This is a genomic window from Franconibacter sp. IITDAS19, from assembly GCF_023079515.1.
GTDB lineage: Bacteria > Pseudomonadota > Gammaproteobacteria > Enterobacterales > Enterobacteriaceae > Franconibacter > Franconibacter pulveris.
In genome coordinates this window covers 203034-225554 of the sequence record NZ_JALJCP010000005.1, presented here as the reverse complement: position 1 = coordinate 225554, position 22521 = coordinate 203034, and the positions used below count along the sequence as shown (strand labels likewise).

Genomic DNA, 22521 nt, shown 5'->3' with positions numbered 1-22521 from the left:
TGCCACTCATGAATGATTAACCGCTTCACTTACAGTGAAACAATCCACCAATGAAGAAGTTTCAAAAAGAATAAAAAAATGCATTAAATAAATATGTAGACCTGCGCAATTTTTAATATTGTTTAGTTTGGTTATAGTACCGCCGCCAAATCGAGGATGCTCTGTCTTTTTTTAGATATACAAAATATACAGGTTAAGCTCGTTAATCGAACCGGACTGACCCACGCTTATCAAAAGGAATTTATTGATGCTTAAGAAATATATCTTTCCTCTTGGAATGACTACTTTTATCGTATGTTTTCCTGCAACTGCACAAAACTGGCAGTCTATAAATAATGAAGTTACGTTTAATACCAGTCTGGGTTGGCTTGGCGGCGAATCTAAAGAATATGTTTATGATGAAGGACATAAAGTCAGCCAGCTTGACTGGAAGATAAAAAACGCGGCGATTATTAAAGGCGACATTTCATGGACGCCGGTGTCTTATATAACACTTAACGCGCGTGGCTGGACGACCCTTGCTTCGGGCAGCGGCGAAATGGAAGACTATGACTGGCAGGATGAAAGCCAGTCGCACTGGACAGATAAATCCACCCACCCTGATACGCCTCTTAATTACGCCAATGAGTTTGATATTAATATCAAAGGTTGGATTTTTAACCAGCCCAACTACCGCTTTGGCGGCGTAGTCGGTTATCAACAGACTCGTTATAGCTGGACCTCGTATGGCGGCACGTATAATTACGATAACGGTACGGACAAAGGCGAGTTTCCCCGCGGTGAAACCGGCATCGGCTACCAGCAAAAATTTAGCGCGCCCTATATGGGCGTAGCGGGTATGTACCGCTATCAGGACGTTGAATTTAACGCGCTGTTTAAGTTCAGCCCCTGGGTTGAAGCTAAAGATAATGATGAGCACTATCTTCGCGATACCACTTTCCGCTCTAATACTAAAAACTCACGCTATTATTTTGCCTCTGTCGATGCGGGCTATTACGTCACGCCAAACGTAAAAGTCTTTACTGAATTAAGCTGGGCTAAATATGAAAAAGAAAAAGGCAGCATGGAAGTTATCAATTACCGTACTGGCGAGCGTGATTATTATGGCAGTAACACTTCAGGAATTGAAAACGAAAGCTATATGATCACTGCCGGTATTCAGTACCGCTTCTGAAAAGCAACCAACAGGCCCAGGGCCTGTTGGTTATTTTTACACACCTGAACCTCTTATCAGGCCAGCGTGCCGCGGGTTTTCACCCGGGTTTTCACATATTCCGCCGCCCGCTTCCCGGCCAGGAAAGCGTGGTCGGAATTGTAATATTCCCACTCGCTGTAACGCCCTGACAGGTGAATGTCATACCCCAGCAGCCATTCGCGGATCAGCGCAACGTTAGCCTTGCGCGCATGATCGTAAACCACGTAGGCATAAGGGATATCAATCATATTCGCCGTCAGGATCGGGTCTTCCCGCGTTATCATTCCCACCGCAATACACTCTTCCACGCAGCGGGCGATAAGTGCATCGCCATCCACCGGCAGCGGTTTTTCGGGCGAGTAGCTAATCTCACACGTTAACCCGCAGCCGCCCGGCGGATTGCAAAACGGGCTGGCGTTGCCCTGTACGAAAATCCGGTGGAAGATCGTCTCGCCGGGGTAATAGATCCAGTGCTTTTCAGTGAGATCCGCACGGCCGACACCCAGGTTGACGCAGCGTATCGAGACGTGCCGCAACCCTTTCGCCGCCTCCTGGACCGCCTCCGGCGCTTCGTCGCCCATCAGGTTGATAAGCTCCGGCAGCGGCATGGTGTTGATGAGCTGCTCGTAGCGGTAGCGGCGGCCATCGGAAAGCACGGCGATATGTTCGCGCGGCTGCACTTTTACAAGCTTCGTATTGGTTTCAAGCTTGCACTTGAGATGCGGAAGAAACCCTGACATCAGCGCCTGAAAGCCGCCGCGCAGCGGATAGCCGAAGCGGGCGTTGGGTCCCATGGGTTTGGCGAGCGGCGCGAGCGCCCCTTCGATAATCTGCCCGAGATCCGGCAGCGGCACGCGCCCGCCGAGCCAGGAGGTTTCCATCTCGCTAAGCGGCACCGTCCAGAGCTTTTTGTTGTAGGGAATGGCGAAATATTTGGCGATGCCCCGGCCCCAGGTTTTCAGGATAAAGCGCTCGAAGTTCTCTTCGCCTTCGCTTTCATTCGCCGCGCGGCACGCTTCGCCGTCCGGCACCGCGCCGTCGGCGCAGCAATCCCGGAACTGCGCGGAGGCTTCGGCGAGCTTAGGCCCGTTCACAGCGGCTACGCCGCTTTTTTGCGCCGCGCCATAGCGCGCTTCGATAGCCCCCAGGATACACTCCTTTATCACTTCCGGCGGCAGCCCGAACAGCGAGGCCTGGAACGGGTAGCGAGTATGCACGCCTTCGCTATAGACCCAGGCTTCCCGCATCTGCCAGTGCAGGTTGTTGCCGAGCAGCAGTTTATACATCTCCAGCACATAAGCGTCGTCAGAAAACATAATGTGCCCGGCATAATCGAAGGTGAAACCTTTATCAGTTATCGAGCGGCACCAGCCGCCTGGCGCGGCATTTTTCTCCAACAGTACGGCCCCTTCCCCGTAGTGATAACCCGCGCTCAGCCCGGTCGGCCCGGCGCCGATAACCAGGCAGGGGATGATGTCGTCATCGGCCGCCAGCGTTTTAAGCCGCACCACCGCGCTCTCCCGCGTTTGCGGCTCGCCATCAGACGTCGTCTGCGCCGTGGGCGTCTGCCCGGCGGTGCGCGCATTTTCAATCAGCGAGTGCATACGCTTCGCGGTGTCATCCCAGGAGGTGGCCGCCACCACGTCCGCCATCTGCCGCGCCATGGTTTCACGCACCTCAGAGGTTAGGCCGAGCGCCTGTTCACAGGCGCGTATAAACTCTTCCTCGCTGCGGGCAATCGCCACCAGGCCTGCATAATGGCGCTCCACATCCGTAATGGCGGTACTGACCACAGGCAACTGCGCGGCCATATATTCCAGCACTTTGGTCGGGCTGATGTATTTAGTCGACGCATTAATGGCGAAAGGCATCAGGCAGATATCCCAGCCGGCAAGGAAATGAGGCAATGCTTCGTAAGTCTGCTGGCCGAACCAGTGAATATTGTCGCGCTGAGGCAGGCTTTGCGGGTCGATTTTGACCACCGGTCCCACCATCACGATTTGCCACTCCGGATGGCTGTCGGCGAGCGCGGCGATAAGCCCCAGGTCCATACGTTCGTCTATTACGCCGTAATAGCCAAGCCGGGGACCCGGCACGGCCTGCTGGAGCGGATGCCCATTGCCGCGATCGAGCGCCTGCTCAAAGTGCGCGGCATCAACACTGCTCGGAAAACAGTGAACGCTGCTGTGGCGGTTTTTCTTGGCTTCATAGAGGCTCGAACCGCCGGTAAAGACCAGATCGGCTCGTCCAAGCAGCGCCGATTCGCGCTGTTGCAGTTGGCGAGGCGCCTGATGAAACGCGGAAAGCTCATCCATGCAGTCATAAACCACTACGGCGGGCTTAAACGTGGTCAGCAGCGGCAGCGCCATCGGCGTGTAGAACCAGACGACCGGCTGTTGTCCTTCGCTCAGCAACTCGCTCAGCAGCGGCTGCAGCACGGCAATCTGATCGTCATGAAAGCCATGCGCTTCCACAGGCGTGTGGGGCTGAATAACCGTCACGTTAGGGGCGGGAGCGGTCTGGTATAACCCGGCAGGGCCAGCTTCAAACACCGGTTCCTCAATAAAATACACCCGGTAATATTCTGCCAGACGGCTTAACAGGTGCTGAGGTCGCTGGAAAACAAAACCCCAGCGTAAGTGGCTGAATACAAGCAGTGTTTTCTGATGCATACCCTTCTCCTCGACCCGGTTCGCCGGGTGAATAAACGATTGAAAATGGCGTAGCGTGCGCTGCGCCTGAAGGAGCGCGGCGGCGTAGGGCGCGTGGAGACGACGAGCGGTCGGGTCCGGCCCGCTCAGGTCGAGATCCCATAAGCCGCTTTGCGTCCAGTGCGTGGGGTCCTCCCACATAGGTCGGTCTACAATCGGGTAAAGGCAGATGCCGCAAATATCGGCGCCGGAAAGCTGCGCCTGCGCCACATGCGCGGTGATATGGCGAACCCAGGCGCTGCGCCCGCTGCCGACATGACTGGTTTCCGCCAGCAATATCGGCCTCTGGTAACGCTGATGAAGTTCGTAAAGCATTTCGTGGAGCGGCTTACGCCGTCTGTCGCCCAAATGCCAGGGCAGGCGGTAGTGGGTTGTGTCTTCCCACTGGTTGCTGTGGTAATAGTTCGCGCCGATCATATCGAGATAGCGCGGCGCGCCGCCAAGCTCCGGCGCGAGGCGGCCGCTCAGCATATCCCATGCCTGAAACTGTGCGTCAGAGCATGCCCGGGCTGCGGCTTGCGCCTCCGGGTCGGCATCCCCGGAGATGACATGGATAATCGGGTCGCAATGCAGAATGCGGGCGCGGCTGTCCGCCTCCCAGATGGCGTCGCACGCAGCGATAGCGGCGCGGATCAGCTGGCGTTTGGCCGCATCGGCAACGCCGCTTTCCGGTCGGTCCGGGCAGGGAAATACCCCCACCTCAATCCCCCAGCTCATAAAAGAGATTTCATTAACCGGCGAATAGACCGGCGGCTGGTCGTAGTAAGGGGCGAGAAAGCGTGCCAGCGCGCCGCAAAAACGGGCGAAGCGAGGAACAAAATCAGCGGAAAAAAGGCTCAGGCCATCAGGCCAGCCGTAGTGGCATAACGTCCAGCACACCTGCACGCCATGCTCGCGCGCCGCCTCCATGCGGGCCGCGACATCAGTGAAATCATAACCCTGCGGCGTTTCCGTAAGCCGCCACCCCACGCTTTCCCGCACGGTGGCGATAGAAAAGGCGGCGAGCGCGGCATAATCTTCCTGCACGCGAAGCAGATGGCCCGTCGTCGTATTCAGCGAGAGCGGGATACCTTGCGGATTGATATGGTCCGCCCCTTCATAACCTGCCTGCCAGAACGTTGAGAATATCGCCACGCGTTCCTACTCCCCTGTTTATTACAGACAAAACCTCCCTACCAAACCCACCCGTAAGGGATGGTTCAGCAGCGTAAAAAAAGCCGAAAGCGTGGCGAAAGCGGCGCGCCTAAAGGTGGCCGACCCTTTTCGCCGGATACCCGACAGAGCCTTATTAAACGAAGCGGAAAAATGTATCTGCGCCGGGTGAAAAATATCGCACAGGTGAAAGAAAAAGACGGGAGAAATATCTCCCGGTCACGTTCATTTATAATTTAATAATGAATAGTTGCTCGCAGAAATCCATCAATGAAAAGTATAGGTAACGTCACCCTTTCTGCAAGGTTATGCAGCCGGCAACCATAAAAGCGGTATTTTCAAGGCATTATTCAGCGCTTCGCTAATTAACCTTTATAGCCTGTAAACCTTGCTACAAAAGGCCTGAAGGCAGGAAAAAACAAAAACGTAGCGGCGAGGGAAAAATAAATCTAAAACGGTGAATAAATAATCACTGTCGTTTCGGTCAATAGCAAAAATATATAAATTAAAGCTCAACAAGCGCAACGAAAATTAAAGCACTTCTTCCAATGAAATTAATCAGTAGCGGTTTTAAATTAATAAAAAAGAACCAGTGACGGCACGGATAATTTATTCGCTGTTGGGCTAACACATAAAATAAAAACGCGCCGGTAGATGACGTTTACCGGCGCGAAGAAGCGCGTTTAGCGACGGCTTTCCGCCAGCGCCTGCGCACAGGCCCAGGCGCTGGCCCACGCCCACTGGAAATTGTAGCCCCCCAGCCAACCGGTCACGTCCACCACCTCGCCGATAAAATAGAGGCCTGGCACGTTTCGCGCTTCCATGGTGCGCGAGGAGAGCGCATGGGTATCCACGCCGCCAAGCGTCACTTCCGCAGTACGGTAGCCTTCTGTGCCGTTAGGCTGTACGCGCCAGTTTTGCAGCGTCTCTTCAAGCGCCTGTTGCTGGCGGCCATTGAGTTGTTTAAGCGTTGCATCGGGGATCTGTTTGAGCTCCTGTAAACACTCCACCAGCCGCTTTGGCAGCAACATGGCAAGCGTATTTTTCAGGCTCTGGTTGGGGTGCGCTTCACGCTGCGCGTTAAGAAACGCTGACAAATCCGTATCGGGCAGCAGGTTTACCGAAACCCATTCGCCCGGCTGCCAGTAGCTGGAGATTTGCAGTACCGCCGGGCCGGAAAGCCCGCGATGGGTAAAAAGAATATTTTCGCGGAAGGTGACGCCGTTTTCCGCCGTGACGACCGAGGGCACCGCCACGCCGGAGAGCGTCTGTAGCTGCTCCAGCAAGGGCTTGTGTAGCGTAAAGGGCACCAGGCCTGCGCGCGTCGGCAAAACGTTTAAACCAAACTGTTCCGCGACCTTATAGCCAAACGGCGTGGCGCCAAGGCCTGGCATGGAAAGCCCGCCGGTGGCGATAACCAGCTTCGGCGTTTTTACTTCCGCGCCATTAAGCTGCAGGGTATAGCCATTGTCGTCACGTTCAATGCTGAGCACCTCGGTGCGCAGGCGCAGCGTGACGCTCCCCTTCTCGCATTCCGCCATCAGCATGTCGACTATCTGTTGAGCGGAATCATCGCAGAAAAGCTGGCCGAGGGTTTTCTCATGCCAGGCGATGCCGTGCTTACCCACCAGCTCGATAAAATCCCACTGGGTATAACGCGCCAGCGCCGATTTACAAAAATGCGGGTTCTCGCTCAGGTAGGCGGCGGGCTCGACATAGAGGTTGGTGAAGTTGCAGCGCCCGCCGCCTGACATGAGAATTTTTCGTCCTGGCTTTTTACCATTATCCAGCACTAACACCCGGCAGCCCGCCTGCCCGGCCTGCGCCGCACAGAAAAGCCCCGCTGCGCCCGCCCCGATAATGACGGCATCAAACTGTTCCACTGCCTTTTCCTCTTAATGACTGGGCCGCGAATTGTAAATATTCGGCGCTGGTCGCACCAGCGTAACACCTGTTTCAAAATTTATATCTTTGAATTTAAAAGATAAAATTATTAATAAAAATGACAACCGCACGTAAATCCTTAAAAAAGTCTATATTTCACTTTGCCCGCGCCGCGGTTGTCTTAGATAATGCGCCGCGTTCATGTCCTCAAAATGGCGTAACGTCCTATGCTACATTTGTTTGCCGGGCTGGATCTGCATACTGGCCTGTTGTTATTACTTGCTCTGGGATTTGTACTGTTTTATGAAGCCATTAACGGCTTCCATGATACGGCAAACGCAGTAGCAACGGTTATCTACACTCGCGCTATGCGATCGCAACTCGCGGTGGCGATGGCGGCAATCTTTAACTTCCTCGGCGTGCTGTTAGGCGGGTTGAGCGTGGCTTATGCCATCGTGCATATGCTGCCCACCGATCTGCTGCTGAACGTTGGCTCCGCGCACGGCCTGGCGATGGTTTTCTCCATGCTGCTGGCGGCCATCATCTGGAACCTGGGCACGTGGTATTTCGGCCTGCCGGCGTCCAGCTCCCATACTCTGATTGGCGCTATCATCGGCATTGGCCTCACCAATGCGTTGATGACCGGCACATCAGTGGTGGACGCGCTGAACATCCCGAAAGTCATTAATATTTTCGGCTCGCTAATCATTTCGCCTATTGTCGGCCTGGTCTTTGCGGGCGGGCTGGTGTTTTTGCTGCGTCGCTACTGGAGCGGCACGAAAAAACGCGCCCGTATCCACCTGACCCCGGCCGAGCGTGAAAAGAAAGACGGCAAGAAGAAGCCGCCATTCTGGACGCGTATCGCGCTCATCCTTTCGGCTATCGGCGTGAGCTTCTCCCACGGCGCGAATGACGGCCAGAAAGGCATCGGTCTTATCATGCTGGTGCTGATTGGCGTGGCGCCGGCGGGTTTCGTGGTTAACATGAACGCCTCCGGCTACGACATTACGCGTACCCGCGATGCGGTCAACAACGTCGAAACTTACTTCCAGCAGCACCCGACAGCGGTCCGCCAGGTAGCAGGGGTCGATCCGCTGATCCCGACGCCGGAACAGGTAAGCTCGACAGTGAACCCGAAAGAGTTCCACTGCGACGCCAGCCGCGCCATTATCGCGCTGGACCGCGCTAAAGCGATGCTGGGTTCTATCGACAGCTATGACAAGCTGAGCGTTGACCAGCGCAGCCAACTGCGCCGCATTATGCTCTGCATCTCCGACACGACGGATAAAGTCGCGAAGCTGCCGGAGACCAGCGCGGATGACAAGCGTCTGTTGAATAAGCTGAAAGGCGATATGCTTAGCACTATCGAGTATGCGCCGGTCTGGATAATCATGGCCGTAGCGCTGGCGCTGGGTATTGGCACTATGATCGGCTGGCGCCGCGTGGCGACCACTATCGGCGAAAAAATCGGTAAGAAAGGCATGACCTACGCGCAGGGCATGTCCGCGCAGATGACAGCGGCGGTCTCTATCGGTATCGCCAGCTACACCGGGATGCCGGTTTCCACCACCCATGTGCTTTCCTCTTCCGTGGCGGGCACCATGATTGTGGATGGCGGCGGTCTGCAGCGTAAAACCGTAACCAACATCCTGATGGCCTGGGTCTTTACTCTGCCTGCGTCGATTATGCTTTCCGGCGTGTTGTACTGGATAGCGCTGCGCTTTGTGTAAGCATCAGGCTTAACAAGAATAAAGCGGGTCAGGCAACTGGCCCGCTTTTTTTATGCTCAGTGCCAGATAAGCAGCGCCACCAGGCTTACCACTACCAGGCCGCACAGGGCGCTGGTCAGGATGAACTGCCGGCGCACCCGCTCGCAGCGGCGGATAAACTCATCATCATGATGGTCGAGGTAGCGCTGCCAGTAGATATACCAGACGAGGCGGATCTGCTTGCTGGGCTGACCGTGGGCGGTAAAAAATCCGCCGCCGTCGACATACTGATAAAGCAAGGGATCGCAACCACGCAGCACGACCAGCAACGCACGCAACGACGAGAAGTAGCGCGCCATATTGACAACACATACCACACACAAGGCCCAAAACAGCGCAACAGTGCTGACCATACCCCACCCCCGGTCGCTCTATCCGGCGCGGACGCCCCGGATACCCAGTCTGACATTTCAGTAAATGGATGCAGTAAAACCCGCCGGGGATCACATTTATTCACCCGAACGGCTCATTAAATAGTGTAGGAGATCCGTTAATTTTTTTACCACAACGTTAATCCTTATCAATGCCAGTCGAGCTATTTTTCATTTGAATAAGGGTGACCAGGGTCAATTGACGGATAAGTCAGAGCGCTATAAGGTACAAATAGCCTCTATAATTGAAGTCCTTACGCTGGAGTCAGCTCCCGCAAGGGTGGTACGCAGGACGCCGGCACGCGAGTGGCAAAGCAAAAACGCCGTTCAGTCCACTGGTCATCGACATCTTATGGAAGGAGTAACACTATGGCTTATCAACATATTCTTATCGCGGTCGACCTGTCACCGGAAAGCAAAGTGCTGGTAGAAAAAGCGGTATCCATGGCGCGTCCTTACAACGCGAAAATTTCTTTGATTCATGTCGATGTGAATTACTCCGATCTCTATACCGGCCTTATCGACGTGAACCTGGGCGATATGCAAAAGCGCATCTCCGAGGAGACCCACAACGCGCTGACCGAGCTTTCCACCAATGCAGGCTACCCGATTACCGAAACCTTAAGCGGCAGCGGCGATTTAGGCCAGGTGCTGGTGGACGCCATTAAAAAATATGACGTCGACCTGGTCGTCTGCGGCCATCACCAGGATTTCTGGAGCAAGCTGATGTCCTCCGCTCGCCAGCTCATCAACACGGTGCATATCGACATGCTGATTGTGCCGCTGCGTGACGAAGACGACGAGTAAGCGCCATCAGGAGCCTAAAAGATAAGCCCCGCTTTCGCGGGGCGTTTTATTACGCTTTCACGCCGGCGTGCCGGCGTAAATATCAAACCGGTGCCCTTTGGTCACTACCGCGTTCGGTGTAGCGATGTTCGCAAGCGGCGGCGCGTAGTCGGGGCGCTTCACCACCACGCGTTTTGTGGCAAGCAGGCGAGCCGGGGCCAGCAGACCGTCAGCGTCTTCGTCCGGCCCCACCAGCGACTGAAACACCCGCATCTCTTTTTTCACCAGCGCGCTTTTTTGCTTATGGGGAAACATCGGGTCGAGATAAACCACCTGCGGGCGCGGCGTAATACGCTCCAGCGCCGTCAGGCTGGAGGCGTGAATAAGCGTGAGCCGCTCGCGCAGCCAGGGGCCAATCTCCGGGTCTTCATAACCACGACGCAAACCGTCATCCAACAGCGCCGCGACGACCGGGTTGCGCTCAAGCATGCGCACCCGACAGCCCACCGAGGCCAGCACGAAGGCGTCGCGTCCCAGCCCCGCCGTGGCGTCCACCACGTCCGGTAAATAGTCGCCCTTTACCCCTACGGCTTTCGCCACCGCCTCGCCGCGCCCGCCGCCAAACTTGCGGCGGTGCGCCATCGCGCCGGAGACGAAATCGACAAAAATACCGCCAAGTTTTGGCTCATCGCGCTTGCGCAGTTCCAGATGCGTTGTCGTCATGACCAGCGCCATCGGGTTCTCCGCGTCGTGTTCTAAGCTCCAGCGAGCGGCAAGAACAGATAAGGCGCCGTCTCCGGCGCCTGATTCATCCATTAAGCAAATGTTCACGTGATGCTTTAGCCTTTGATGCCGTAGTGTTCCAGCATCGCGTCGAGCTGCGGTTCACGGCCGCGGAAGCGTTTGAACAGCTCCATCGGCTCTTCGGAACCACCGCGGGTCAGGATGTTATCCAGGAACGCCTGGCCCGTTTCGCGGTTGAAAATCCCCTCTTCCTCGAAGCGGGAATAGGCATCCGCCGCCAGCACGTCGGCCCACAGATAGCTGTAATAACCCGCTGCGTAGCCGCCTGCGAAGATATGGCTGAAGGCGTGCGGGAAACGGCCCCACGACGGCCCCGGCAGCACCGCCACCTGTTGTTTGATTTCCGCGAGGGTCTCCAGCACCTTCGCGCCCTGCTTCGGGCTGAATTCGGCATGCAGGCGGAAATCGAACAGGCCGAACTCCAGCTGGCGCAGAATAAACATCGCCGCCTGGTAGTTCTTCGCCGCCAGCATTTTGTCGAGCAGCGCCTGCGGCAGCGGCTCGCCGGTTTCAAAGTGGCCGGAGATAAAGGCCAGCGCGTCCGGCTCCCAGCACCAGTTCTCCATAAACTGGCTCGGCAGCTCGACGGCATCCCACGGCACCCCGCTGATGCCCGCCACCCCTGGGGTTTCAATGCGGGTCAGCATGTGGTGCAGGCCATGGCCAAACTCGTGGAACAGCGTAATCACTTCATCATGGGTGAAGAGCGCTGGTTTGCCGTTCACCGGGCGGTTGAAGTTACAGGTAAGGTAAGCCACTGGTTTTTGCAGCGAACCGTCCGCTTTGCGCATCTGGCCGACGCAATCATCCATCCACGCGCCGCCGCGTTTGTTTTCGCGGGCGTAGAGGTCGAGATAAAAGCTGCCGCGCAGCTCGTTGTTTTCGTCATACAGCTCGAAGAAGCGCACGTCCGGATGCCAGACGTCGATATCTTTGCGCTCTTTAGCGGTGATGCCGTAAATGCGTTTCACCACTTCAAACAGGCCGCTAACCGCTTTCTGCTCCGGGAAGTACGGGCGCAACTGTTCATCGCTGATGCTGTAGAGATGCTGCTTCTGTTTTTCGCTGTAGTACGCGATGTCCCATGGCTGCAACTCGTCCACGCCAAAGTTCTCTTTGGCGAAAGCGCGCAGCTGCGCCAGCTCTTTCTCGCCCTGCGGGCGGGCGCGTTTAGCGAGATCGGTTAAGAAATCGAGTACCTGCTGCGGGTTTTCCGCCATCTTGGTGGCGAGGGACTTTTGCGCGTAGTTGTCAAAGCCCAGCAGCTCCGCCAGCTCGTGACGCAGCGCGAGAATTTCCGCCATAATTGGGCTGTTATCCCATTTACCAGCGTTCGGGCCCTGATCAGACGCGCGGGTGCTGTACGCGCGATACATCTCTTCGCGCAGCGGCTGGTTGTCGCAGTAGGTCATCACCGGCAGGTAGCTTGGAATGTCGAGCGTCAACAGATAGCCCTGCTGCTCTTTGGCTTCCGCCTGCGCTTTGGCCGCCGCCAGCGCGCTTTCCGGCATGCCAGCCAGTTCAGCCTCGTCGGTAATCAGCTTTGACCAGCCCATCGTGGCGTCGAGCACGTTGTTGCTGTAGGTCGACCCCAGCTCAGAAAGGCGCGCGGCAATTTCGCCGTAACGTTTTTGCTTCTCTTTCGGCAAGCCGATGCCGGAAAGCTCAAAGTCGCGCAGCGCATTATCAACCGCTTTTTTCTGCGCGGTGTCGAGCGCCTGATAATGCTCGCCGTCGCGCAGGTTGCGGTACGCCTGATAAAGCCCTTCATGCTGGCCGACCCAGGTACTGTATTCAGAGAGCAGCGGCAGGGTTTGCTCGTAAGCTTCGCGCAGCGCCGGGCTGTTTTGTACGGAGTTCAGGTGGCTTACCGGCGAGAAAATACGTCCCAGACGGTCGTCCACTTCCGCCAGCGGCTGGCAAAGGTTATCCCAGGTATAAGGCGCGCCTTTGGCGACCACGGCCTCTACCTGCGCGCGGCAATCTTCCAGCGCCTTTGTAACGGCAGGCACCACATGCTCAGGTTTAATCGTGGAAAAAGGCGGCAGTTCAAAAGGCGTGAGTAACGGATTGGTCATAAGCGCAGTCCTGTCGAAAAGGGTGAATGAAGCGCGCGTTCCAGCGCTTTGCCTGTGCGTCTTAGCATGGGGTTAAGTGTAGTGAATTTCAATGGCGAGCGGGACTCGCAAGCGCTTATTGCTGCGATGCGCTTAACCACCTGGCGCCCGCTTAGCGCACGATTACGCATCGGGATGCTGGCGTTGGGATGGCTTCTGCGGTAATCCGTTGCGATCTGCGATAAACTAGGGCTTGACCTCTTTTATTCCGGAATTCATCCCGCATGCTCAGTTATCGCCACAGCTTTCACGCCGGCAACCACGCCGACGTCCTCAAACATACCGTCCAGAGCCTCATCATTGAGTCGCTCAAAGAGAAAGAGAAACCTTTTCTCTATCTGGATACCCATGCGGGCGCCGGACGCTACCAGCTCAGCGGCGAGCATGCCGAGCGCACCGGCGAATATCTGGAAGGCATCGCCCGCATCTGGCAGCAGGACGACTTACCTGCCGAGCTGGAGCCTTATATCAGCGTGGTGCAGCATTTCAACCGCAGCGGGCAGCTACGCTATTACCCCGGTTCGCCGCTTATCGCCCGCCAGCTTTTACGTCCGCAGGACAGCCTGCAACTGACGGAGCTGCACCCGAGCGATTTTCCGCTGCTGCGCTCTGAATTTCAGAAAGACGAACGCGCCCGCGTGGAGCGCGCCGACGGTTACCAGCAGTTAAAAGCCAAACTGCCGCCGGCCTCCCGTCGGGGATTAATCCTCATTGACCCGCCTTATGAGATCAAAACCGACTACCAGGCGGTAGTGAGCGGCATCAGCGAAGGCTACAAGCGTTTTGCGACCGGCGTTTACGCGCTGTGGTATCCGGTTGTGCTGCGCCAGCAGATCAAACGCATGCTGAACGACCTGGAAGCGACCGGCATTCGCCGTATTTTGCAAATTGAGCTGGCGGTGCGCCCGGACAGCGATCAGCGCGGCATGACCGCCTCCGGCATGATTGTTATCAACCCGCCGTGGAAGCTTGAGCAGCAGATGGCGAACGTGCTGCCATGGCTGCATAAAACGCTGGTGCCGACCGGTACGGGCCACACCACGCTGAGTTGGGTGGTTCCGGAATAAGTTGCTTATTGCAACCATAGGCGCAAGCCAGACGCCCAGGGCGTACACTTAGCTAACTTTTTCGACGCAATTCAAGGAAACGGCCATGAGCAAACATTACGACTACCTCGCTATCGGCGGCGGCAGCGGCGGCATTGCATCCATTAACCGGGCGGCCATGTATGGCCAGAAATGCGCGCTAATCGAAGCGAAAGCGCTGGGCGGCACCTGCGTAAACGTGGGCTGCGTGCCGAAAAAAGTGATGTGGCATGCGGCGCAAATCGCCGAGGCTATTCACCTTTACGGCCCCGATTACGGCTTCGATACCACCGTCAACCATTTCGACTGGCAGAAGCTGGTTAACAGCCGCACCGCGTATATCGACCGCATCCACACCTCGTATGAGAACGTGCTGGGGAAAAACAACGTTGATGTTATCCACGGTTTCGCCCGTTTTGTGGATGCGCATACCGTTGAGGTGAATGGCGAGACGATCACAGCCGATCATATCCTGATCGCCACCGGCGGCCGCCCCGTACAGCCAGACATCCCCGGTGCGGAATATGGCATTGATTCCGACGGCTTCTTTGCGCTCCCGGAGATGCCGAAACGCATCGCTGTCGTTGGCGCAGGCTACATTGCGGTAGAAATCGCAGGCGTGGTCAACGCGCTGGGCGCGCAAACGCACCTGTTTGTGCGTAAACACGCGCCGCTGCGCACGTTCGACCCGATGATTTCCGAAACGCTGGTGGAGGTTATGCAGGCCGAAGGGCCGCAGTTGCACACCCACGCCACGCCGAAAGCGGTAGTTAAAAACAGCGACGGCAGCCTGACGCTGGAGCTGGAGGATGGCCGCTCGCAAACCGTGGATTGCCTGATTTGGGCCATTGGCCGCGAGCCGTCGAACGACAACTTCAACCTGGCGGTGACTGGCGTTAAAACCACGGAAAGCGGCTATATCGTTGTCGATAAATTCCAGAACACCAGCGTGCCGGGCATTTACGCGGTGGGTGATAATACCGGCGCGGTGGAGTTAACGCCGGTTGCCGTAGCCGCGGGCCGTCGCCTCTCAGAGCGCCTGTTCAACAACAAGCCGGAAGAGCATCTGGACTACAGCAACATCCCAACCGTGGTCTTCAGCCATCCGCCAATCGGCACTGTGGGCCTCACCGAGCCGCAGGCGCGCGAACAGTATGGTGATGAAAAGGTGAAGGTATATAAATCGTCCTTTACCGCCATGTACACCGCCGTGACCTCGCACCGCCAGCCGTGCCGCATGAAGCTGGTCTGCGTTGGCGAAGAGGAGAAAATCGTCGGCATTCACGGCATCGGCTTCGGCATGGACGAGATTTTGCAGGGCTTCGCCGTAGCGCTGAAGATGGGCGCGACGAAAAAAGATTTCGACAACACGGTCGCTATCCACCCAACCGCGGCGGAAGAGTTCGTGACTATGCGCTAAGCGCTGTTCAGACAAGAAATCAGGCTAAGAGCAATGCTCTTAGCCTTTTTTATTGCTGCGCGCTGGCCATCCTCAGAAGAGCAGCGAATAGTTCAGGCCAAAGGTACGGCCACGGCCTTTGTAAGCGTAAAGGTCCTCGCTGCCGTAGGTTGGGCTATAGAGTTTCGGCGCGCGCTGGCCCCAGATGGTGGTGTAGTTTTTATCCAGCAGGTTTTCCACGCTGAAGCTGAGCTTGCCCACCGGCAACGCATAGCTGCCCAGGAAATCAATCGTGTTATAGCCCTCGATTTTATTGCCCGCCTCATCGGAGAGATCAAACGCCTGCTGGGATTGCAAACGCAGCGTCCAGTCATCAGGCGCCCAGCCAATATAGGCCGTCGCCTTGGAAGGACTTGCGGAATCCACCGTCAGTTTTTCCCATTTCCCGGCCACGCGCGTTTCTGAACGAATAACATTAAACGTAACGCCAGCGCTCCAGTCCGTATCCGGCACGAAGTAATCCACCGCGCCTTCTAGACCATAAATGCGGCGCTTGTCGTCGTCCAGATTAATGGTCATGTCCGTTTTGTTAATGGAGATCGTTTTGTCAGACAGCGAATAGTAAGCGGCAAGCTGGGTGCGAACCGCATCGCCGGTATAACGCCAGCCAAGCTCCCACGCGTTAACCTTAATGCCATCCAGCCGGGAGTCGTTCACGTTGACGCTGTTCAACAGGCGGTAGTGGCCGTTGCGTAACTGATAGGTGCCGGAGCCGTAATATTTTGCGAGGTCCGGAATTTCAAAGCCCTGAGAGAAATTAAGCCACGCTTGCTGACGCTCCGTCAGGTGCGCAAGCACGCCTGCGTTAAACAGAACGTTGTTGTAATCGGTTTTTCCCCCGGGCACCGCATCGGCCGAGCTCGCAAGCCCCGTGGCGATCCCCTGCTGCTGGGCGTATCCCACAAAGTCATCCACCTTGTTTTCGGTGTACTGATAGCGCACGCCGCCGCTCAGGGTAAAGACAGGGGTAATGTCATAGTTAGCTTGCAGGAACGGCGCCAGGTTAGTGACCGAGTAGCCCGGATAGCGCCCTACGTTATAAGCACTCTCAAGATGCATCCCGCCTGACTGGCTCGCTTTCGCCAGGTCGAAGAACTGCTGGTTGGCGTCGAACGTTTCGTGTTCCGCATCCACGCCCCAGGTGAGGCCCAGCCCGTCGAACGGATTGCTGTTTAGCGTTAGCTTGCCGCCCCAGAAATGGGTGTTCTGCTCCGAGGCGCCAATGCTGGTTACGCCCGTGCGGCCAAGCGTAGGAAAGGGATAAAAGGCCAGCTTTTCGTCACGGTAAAAAATTTGCGCGACCAGGTCCTGACCCCAGACATCGGTGTTGGAATACTGCAGATTAATCAGATGACGCTCGGTGCCGGGAATGCGGTCTGAAGAGAGATTACTGCCGTTACGCGCCTGCCCTTGTCCAGTGACCGCAGAAAAATTTTCACCAAGATCAAGGCCATGCTCACCATCAGACTGGCTTTTATAAAACTGCGTGGTGAGCTGGAGTTGCTGATTATCGTCAATGTCCAGCGTGCCGGTTCCCATCACATCCAGCCGGTCAGAGTACTGCAACCCGGTCTGCGTGTTATCGATGATAACCTCCTCGCCGCGACCGTCATACCAGCCGCCGAAACGTTGATAAGCGACCGAAAGCCGACCAGAAGCGTGTTCGTTGCCGCCGCTTACCGCCGCCGCGACGTTCTCATCATGGTCGTTATGGCTGTTGAAGCCGCTTTTGCCGCCGACAGTGAATTCAACCTGCTTTTCCGGCTGGCCTTTTTTGGTAACGATATTAATTAGCCCGCCGGTGCTGCCGCCGCCATACAGGGAGGTGGCGCCTGAAATCACTTCGATTCGTTCGATATTAAACGGATCGATAGCGTCCAGCTGACGGCTATCCGTGCGAGACGAGTTAAGACGTACGCCGTCAACCATCACCATCATTGAGCGGCCCCGCATATTCATGCCGTAATTTGTACGCCCCTGGCTGCTGACATCCATCCCGGGTATAAGCTGCGCCAGCACATCTTTAAATTCTTTGCCGCCCTGAACCTGCTGCTGTAACTCCTGCCCTTCAATTACCCAGTTAGTTTGCGCCAGCTCCGTTACGCTTCGGTGAGCGCGGCTGGCCGATACGACGATGTTGTCGCTTTGCGCTTGTTCTGCGTGTGCAGCCGGGCCGGCAAGCGCCAGCAGGCAAGGTGACCACAAAGAAAGTTGCTGAATTTTCATTGTTTTTATTTCCATATTGTCAGATGGAGCACAGCGGAAAAGGCTTCCTTTGATACCGCGCCTCCGCCAGCCGGGCTGTTTTAATGATAATAATTCTCGACATGATAATTATTTACAAAGCGCTGGCAATACATTTAGCAACATTTAGTTTTATTTGGTCACATGCGTGATCGTTACTCACGTTAAGATAAGCGCTGCGGCGGGCAGGCAAGTGATGCGCGGAAGTACGGCAGTTTCAGACGGGAAGAAGCGCGCCTCAACGAAGCGGCAAGCCTCCTTTTTGTATAAAAAGAGATTTTTTAAATTTCGTGATGCAGGACGTGTATCTTTTACAGCCTTTCTCATTAATGTTACTTAATTTTTTTACGTTATTACTTTTATTTAAAGTTTCCGCAAAATACAGCAATGGCTAAAAATAACACGCATAAAAACCGTAAACCCGGCAATTTAAACAATTATTTACTTAACTTTCAGTTAATTGAAAAAATATTGAATGAATTCTAATTTTAAAGGTTGCCTGAAATAATCACTCTCGCTAATTTGATAAGGCCACTTAATCAAATGGAGGGAGATTAAGGTTTGAAATGGACTGTACTCGAAACGCTTGTTAGCCCGGAAACCGGCATGGCCTTTACGCTTGTCGTTTCCGCTAACAATAACAAATTCATTCTCTGGCACCTTTACTGCGCCCGGATAACGTCCCGAAAGCCTCTTTATGTCCACGCAGGCATGGCCTGGGTCTATCAGGGCGAGCGGATTGACCGCATCCAGATTTACCGGGTTACGCTTTATTGCAATAATCTTTGGGAAAATTTAAAAAAACACGCGGGCTGTGAAAAATATATTACGGATGAACAATGCACTCTGGGAACCCGGTGCTCAATTTCTCCCTGCCCACGTAACCTGCGCTGAGCTTTTTAATCCGCCTGAAATAATGCCGGGGTATCGCCCCGGCAGCGTTAAAAGTTATGTACTTAAGAATCAACTTAAGCGCCTGAACTTATTTCCTGGTAGATTGAACGCTGAATCGCGGCCCACTTTTTCGTATTCGCATCCGGGTTAGCCTGCGCGCGCAATTCCGCCTGGTCGAGAGCGTGTTGTTGTCTTTTCACCACACCCGGCGTAACGCAGAAGCTTTTCAGGAACTGCTTGCGCATCGACGTAAAGGTTTCGCCCTGCGCCAGCGCATGGCTTAAGGTCGCGATCATTCGCCGGCAGGGCTTGATTTCATCCATCTGCGCCCGGTGGCGCAGCAGCAGATTTAGCGAATCATCCTGTTTTGCCGCCAGCGCCTGCTCTGTCCAGGCGACCTGCCAGCTCATGCCGCCGTCCAGAAAGAGCTGAACCACATCCGTCTCGTTGCGATCAATTGCCGCGCGGAAATGATTTACATCCCAGCGTATTCCCTTGCGACTCAGCTTTTCACGCGGCGTTTCGTTGATGTTTACCGGTTGCGAAATCTCCACTGCCTGGGATGAAGCGTGATTAACGCTCTGCGCTGTCTGGGGCGGGTTAACCCGATCGCTGGCAAGATAGAGCGCGCCCAGCGCTACCGCGATAAAAGCCACCCCCGTTACGCCCCAGAGTACGCTGACGAGAAGCTGTTGCGTATCACGCTCCGCGCCCTGCCGTTGGGCGCCGGGCCGTTCAATGGTATCGCGCAGATCGAAAATATCGCCGCCAACGGCGCGGTTTTTCTGCGCCGCCTCTTCAAAGAAAGCGTCGAGCTTCGCGGTATCCATCGACATGAACGCCTGCGGATTAACGCTCACGCGCCCCTTCGCATACGCCTCCTGCACCGGCCCCGCAATAGCTGAATAAAACGCATCCAGCATAGTCATCTGCGCGCTCGTCAACGGCTGTTGTTGCACGGCGGCGTTGCGGATAACGCGAACATCATCCAGAAAGGTTTGCAGCGTTTTACGCGGCTCGACAAACAGCGTTAGCGAATCGGCGGCGTTGAACAGGCGTTCGTAATGCTGCGCATACTCTTTTTTATCGATGACCAACAAGGCCAGTTCGCTGAACAGCATGCCGCTCAGCACATCGCCCTGCTTGCCGAGCTTCAACCAGCGGCGCACTTTGTCGCCGCCAATGCGCTGCTTCAGGTGGTTTATAAGTTGTTGTTGATCGGGCCAGGCGTTTGCTATCAGGCCTTTCAGGGTTAACTCCAGCGCCCGTAACTGTTGCAGCGCCTGCCGCTGCTGCGCGTCGTTATCCGCAGCAAGAACCGTCGAGTACTCAAGCTTCGGCTGGTTATCGCGCAGCCGCTCCAGGCAGGCCACAAAGCGCAGTGCGGCAAAAAGCTGGTTCTGACTTATCGCCTGACCGCTTTCATAACGCGGGACCAACTGCTGCAAATGGCGTAGCCGCAGGCTGAAACGGGACATTTCCACATCATCGAGATTGAGCTTACGCCCAACCACCGCCCAGCTCCCCAGATTCTGGCGGGCCTGCTCAAGCTGTTGTGAAAACCACTGTGGATCTTTGCCTTCGGCCACCCGAATATCGAGCAGCGCGAGAATCGCCACCGACGCCTGGCTGATAATACCAAGCGCGGTTTCAAACTCTTCTCGTAGAGATTGCTGTGTGGAATATGTCATACCGCGTCCTCTTGCGGAGTAATGTTTGCCGTTTCGCTAACGGTCTTTGCTCGCCTTTTCCAGGCGTATTGTTATTACCCATTTTTACCGTTTTACAGACAGTAAAATAACATAGCTGAAAATAGCGGGAATAAAAGTGATGGCAAAGCACCCGTTATGAAATCATCCTTTGCGCATAACTTCATGAAAGAACTCGCCTATGTTACGCAGCGCGTTTTCACACTTTTCATCAAACGGCGCGGCGAAGTTCAGACGCAGACAATTACGGTATTTTTCTGACGCGGAAAAAAGTTGGCCTGCAGCCAGATGGAGGCGTCTCTGCTGCATCTGTGCGGTATAACGCGTTAAATCAATTTCTTCCGGCAGCTCCACCCACATCATAAAACCGCCCTGCGGACGACTGACGCAAATCCCGCAGGGGAACAAGGAGCGCACCTTGCAGCTTAATACGTCATAATTGCGCTGATAATGCTGGCGGATGCGCCGCAAGTGCCGATGATAGTGGCCTTCGCGAATAAAGGTAGCTACCGCTGTTTGCGTGGCCGGAGGAGAAGAGGTCGTGGCGATATATTTACGGTGCAACACGCGGTCATAGTAACGGCCTGGCGCAATCCAGCCCACGCGCAGCCCCGGCGCCACGGTTTTGGAAAAGGAGCTGCACAACAGCACTCGCCCTTCCTCATCCATTGATTTAATCGTCGCCGGACGAGGATATTGCCAGGCGGTTTCACCATAGATGTCATCTTCGATGAGCGCGATATCAAACCGCGCAGCGAGGTTGAGCACCGCGCGCTTGCGGGCAAGCGGCATGGTAAAACCCAGCGGATTGTTACAGGTAGGCACCAGCAGCACGGCTTTAATCGGCCACTGTTCCAGCGCCAGCTCAAGCGCCTCCACGCTAATGCCAGTCTGAGAGTCAGTAGGAATTTCGATAACTTTGAGGCCAAGCCCGCGCAACATCTGCATGGTGCCGTAATAAGAGGGAGATTCCATCGCCACAATATCGCCAGGCTGGCAAAGCGCGCTAACAGCCAGAGACAGCGCGCCATGACAGCCCGGGGTCACAATAATCTCTTCGCTGTTAACCTGCGCCCCACCATCAAGCATCAGGCGGGCTATCTGTTCGCGCAGTTCGCGGTTGCCCGCCAGTTCGTCATAGCCGAACATCGCTTCCACCCGTTGAGGTGAGGCAACGCGGCCGATTTCTCGCCACAGCGGTTTAAGCGTAGGGTGGGAGATATCCGGCGACCCGCCGCCAAAAGGAAATACGGCTTTATCCTTGCGCGCTTCCAGCAACGCCAGCGTTTCGTTCCACTGAGAAATTTCTACAGGGCGCTGCTCGGGTCGAGTGAGACGCGGCGCGGGCGGCTCCGCTTTCTGCGGCGCGACGAAATAGCCCGAACGCGGTTGCGGCAGCACTAGCCGCCGCTCTTCAAGCAAACTATAGGCCTGCTGTACCGTACTGATGCTAACGCCATGCTCCTGGCTTAAGCTGCGAACGGAAGGCAGTCGCTCTCCCTGTTGATAAAGCCCCTGCCGGATCCGCTGCGTTAATAAATCCGCCAAATGCTGATAGCGCGTCATGCTGTATCCCCTCTTTTCATCATACAGGGCCGTTAACCAGTACAGATGGCGCGCCCGGTATGCGATTCAGCCTCTGTTATGCCGCTTCTGTATGGTAAAGAAAAGGATTTTGTGCGCCTGTATTGCGCCCCCGTAAAAGTCGACCATGAAAGCTCGTTGATGAAGAGGAGCTTAATCATGGAATTTCACGAAAACCGCCCGGTACGTCCCTTTTATGGTTTTGTTTTGCTGGGGCGCTTTCTTCGCAGCGCATGGCGATGCTACCAGACGCGCCGGTTACTGCGTACGCTGGACGACGCAAAGCTGCGGGATATCGGCCTGACGCGGGACGATATCGATCCCCAATAATAGGGAGCCTCTGCGTCGTAATAATCTGCTGCGTAAACCTTTTTTTGATGCGAGAGTAAAAGACCCGCCGCCGCTTCAGAGAATTAAAAGGATAACCATGCAGCTTGAGAATATTCCCTTTGGCATTACAGACTGGGCGACTGTACCGGTCACCGAACACGCCGGCATCAGCGGCAAAGCGCTATGGCGCACTCAGCAATTCGGCGCGGTGCGCGTGCGAATGGTGGAATATACGGCGGGTTATCTGGCCGACCACTGGTGTCGCAAAGCGCACATTCTGCTCTGCCTGAGCGGCGAGCTGCATACGGAGCTTGAAGATGGCCGCCGTTTCGTTATGACGCCGGGCGTCAGCTATCAGGTAGCGGATAACGCCGAAGCGCACCGCTCTTCCACGTCGACCGGCGCCACGCTGTTTATTGTGGATTGA

At 55.6% G+C, this 22521-nt stretch carries 15 protein-coding genes; 7 read left to right on the top strand and 8 right to left on the bottom strand.

Annotated features, from left to right (window positions below):
- The first annotated feature begins 277 nt into the window (after positions 1-277).
- Entirely contained in the window at positions 278-1174 is an 897-nt protein-coding gene (locus MT962_RS15405) for an omptin family outer membrane protease (protein ID WP_281732735.1), read from the top strand.
- A gap of 56 nt (positions 1175-1230) precedes the next feature.
- On the opposite strand, the gene MT962_RS15400 is transcribed toward MT962_RS15405, so the two are convergent.
- Both MT962_RS15400 and MT962_RS15395 read right to left on the bottom strand, forming a co-directional pair.
- The gene (locus tag MT962_RS15400) at positions 1231-5040 is read right to left on the bottom strand and encodes an NAD(P)-binding protein (RefSeq protein WP_247366001.1); all 3810 of its coding nucleotides are present in this window, start codon (positions 5038-5040) and stop codon (positions 1231-1233) included.
- Positions 5041-5741: 701 nt separating this feature from the next.
- Complete coding sequence (locus tag MT962_RS15395; protein WP_028019743.1) at positions 5742-6941, bottom strand: NAD(P)/FAD-dependent oxidoreductase; 1200 nt, start codon at positions 6939-6941, stop codon at positions 5742-5744.
- Positions 6942-7169: 228 nt separating this feature from the next.
- On the opposite strand from MT962_RS15395, the gene pitA reads away from it, so the two are divergent.
- The gene (pitA, locus tag MT962_RS15390) at positions 7170-8672 is read left to right on the top strand and encodes an inorganic phosphate transporter PitA (protein WP_048888766.1); all 1503 of its coding nucleotides are present in this window, start codon (positions 7170-7172) and stop codon (positions 8670-8672) included.
- Between the two features lie 56 nt (positions 8673-8728).
- On the opposite strand, the gene uspB is transcribed toward pitA, so the two are convergent.
- Positions 8729-9064, bottom strand: coding sequence for a universal stress protein UspB (uspB, locus tag MT962_RS15385; RefSeq protein ID WP_024553139.1), 336 nt, complete (start codon positions 9062-9064; stop codon positions 8729-8731).
- Positions 9065-9451: 387 nt separating this feature from the next.
- Here uspB and uspA point away from each other — a divergent pair, with 387 nt between their 5' ends.
- Positions 9452-9889 (top strand): universal stress protein UspA, encoded by a 438-nt coding sequence (gene uspA, locus MT962_RS15380; protein ID WP_024556186.1) that lies wholly within the window; start codon positions 9452-9454, stop codon positions 9887-9889.
- Between the two features lie 57 nt (positions 9890-9946).
- On the opposite strand, the gene rsmJ is transcribed toward uspA, so the two are convergent.
- Both rsmJ and prlC read right to left on the bottom strand, forming a co-directional pair.
- Positions 9947-10699, bottom strand: a complete 753-nt coding sequence (rsmJ, locus tag MT962_RS15375; RefSeq protein WP_247366000.1) for a 16S rRNA (guanine(1516)-N(2))-methyltransferase RsmJ — start codon at positions 10697-10699, stop codon at positions 9947-9949.
- A gap of 8 nt (positions 10700-10707) precedes the next feature.
- Positions 10708-12750: an oligopeptidase A gene (gene prlC, locus MT962_RS15370; RefSeq protein WP_247365999.1), complete on the bottom strand. Its 2043-nt coding sequence runs from the start codon at positions 12748-12750 to the stop codon at positions 10708-10710.
- Between the two features lie 263 nt (positions 12751-13013).
- On the opposite strand from prlC, the gene MT962_RS15365 reads away from it, so the two are divergent.
- Together MT962_RS15365 and gorA are read left to right on the top strand one after the other, a co-directional pair.
- Positions 13014-13856, top strand: a complete 843-nt coding sequence (locus MT962_RS15365; RefSeq protein ID WP_024560513.1) for a 23S rRNA (adenine(2030)-N(6))-methyltransferase RlmJ — start codon at positions 13014-13016, stop codon at positions 13854-13856.
- 85 nt (positions 13857-13941) lie between these two features.
- The gene (gene gorA, locus MT962_RS15360) at positions 13942-15294 is read left to right on the top strand and encodes a glutathione-disulfide reductase (RefSeq protein WP_024556182.1); all 1353 of its coding nucleotides are present in this window, start codon (positions 13942-13944) and stop codon (positions 15292-15294) included.
- Positions 15295-15366: 72 nt separating this feature from the next.
- On the opposite strand, the gene MT962_RS15355 is transcribed toward gorA, so the two are convergent.
- The 3 genes from MT962_RS15355 to MT962_RS15345 all read right to left on the bottom strand — a co-directional run bounded on the left by MT962_RS15355 (position 15367) and on the right by MT962_RS15345 (position 21746).
- Entirely contained in the window at positions 15367-17559 is a 2193-nt protein-coding gene (locus MT962_RS15355) for a TonB-dependent siderophore receptor (protein WP_247365998.1), read from the bottom strand.
- A 986-nt stretch (positions 17560-18545) separates the two neighbouring features.
- Positions 18546-20162 carry an STY4199 family HEPN domain-containing protein gene (locus MT962_RS15350; protein ID WP_048888764.1) on the bottom strand — a complete coding sequence of 539 codons (1617 nt, stop codon included), beginning with the start codon at positions 20160-20162 and terminating at the stop codon, positions 18546-18548.
- A 162-nt stretch (positions 20163-20324) separates the two neighbouring features.
- A complete protein-coding gene (locus tag MT962_RS15345) occupies positions 20325-21746 on the bottom strand; it encodes a PLP-dependent aminotransferase family protein (protein WP_247365997.1) in 1422 nt (473 codons plus the stop codon).
- A 177-nt stretch (positions 21747-21923) separates the two neighbouring features.
- Here MT962_RS15345 and MT962_RS15340 point away from each other — a divergent pair, with 177 nt between their 5' ends.
- Together MT962_RS15340 and MT962_RS15335 are read left to right on the top strand one after the other, a co-directional pair.
- Entirely contained in the window at positions 21924-22094 is a 171-nt protein-coding gene (locus MT962_RS15340; RefSeq protein WP_071788436.1) for a DUF1127 domain-containing protein, read from the top strand.
- 97 nt (positions 22095-22191) lie between these two features.
- Positions 22192-22521, top strand: coding sequence for a DHCW motif cupin fold protein (locus MT962_RS15335; RefSeq protein ID WP_247365996.1), 330 nt, complete (start codon positions 22192-22194; stop codon positions 22519-22521).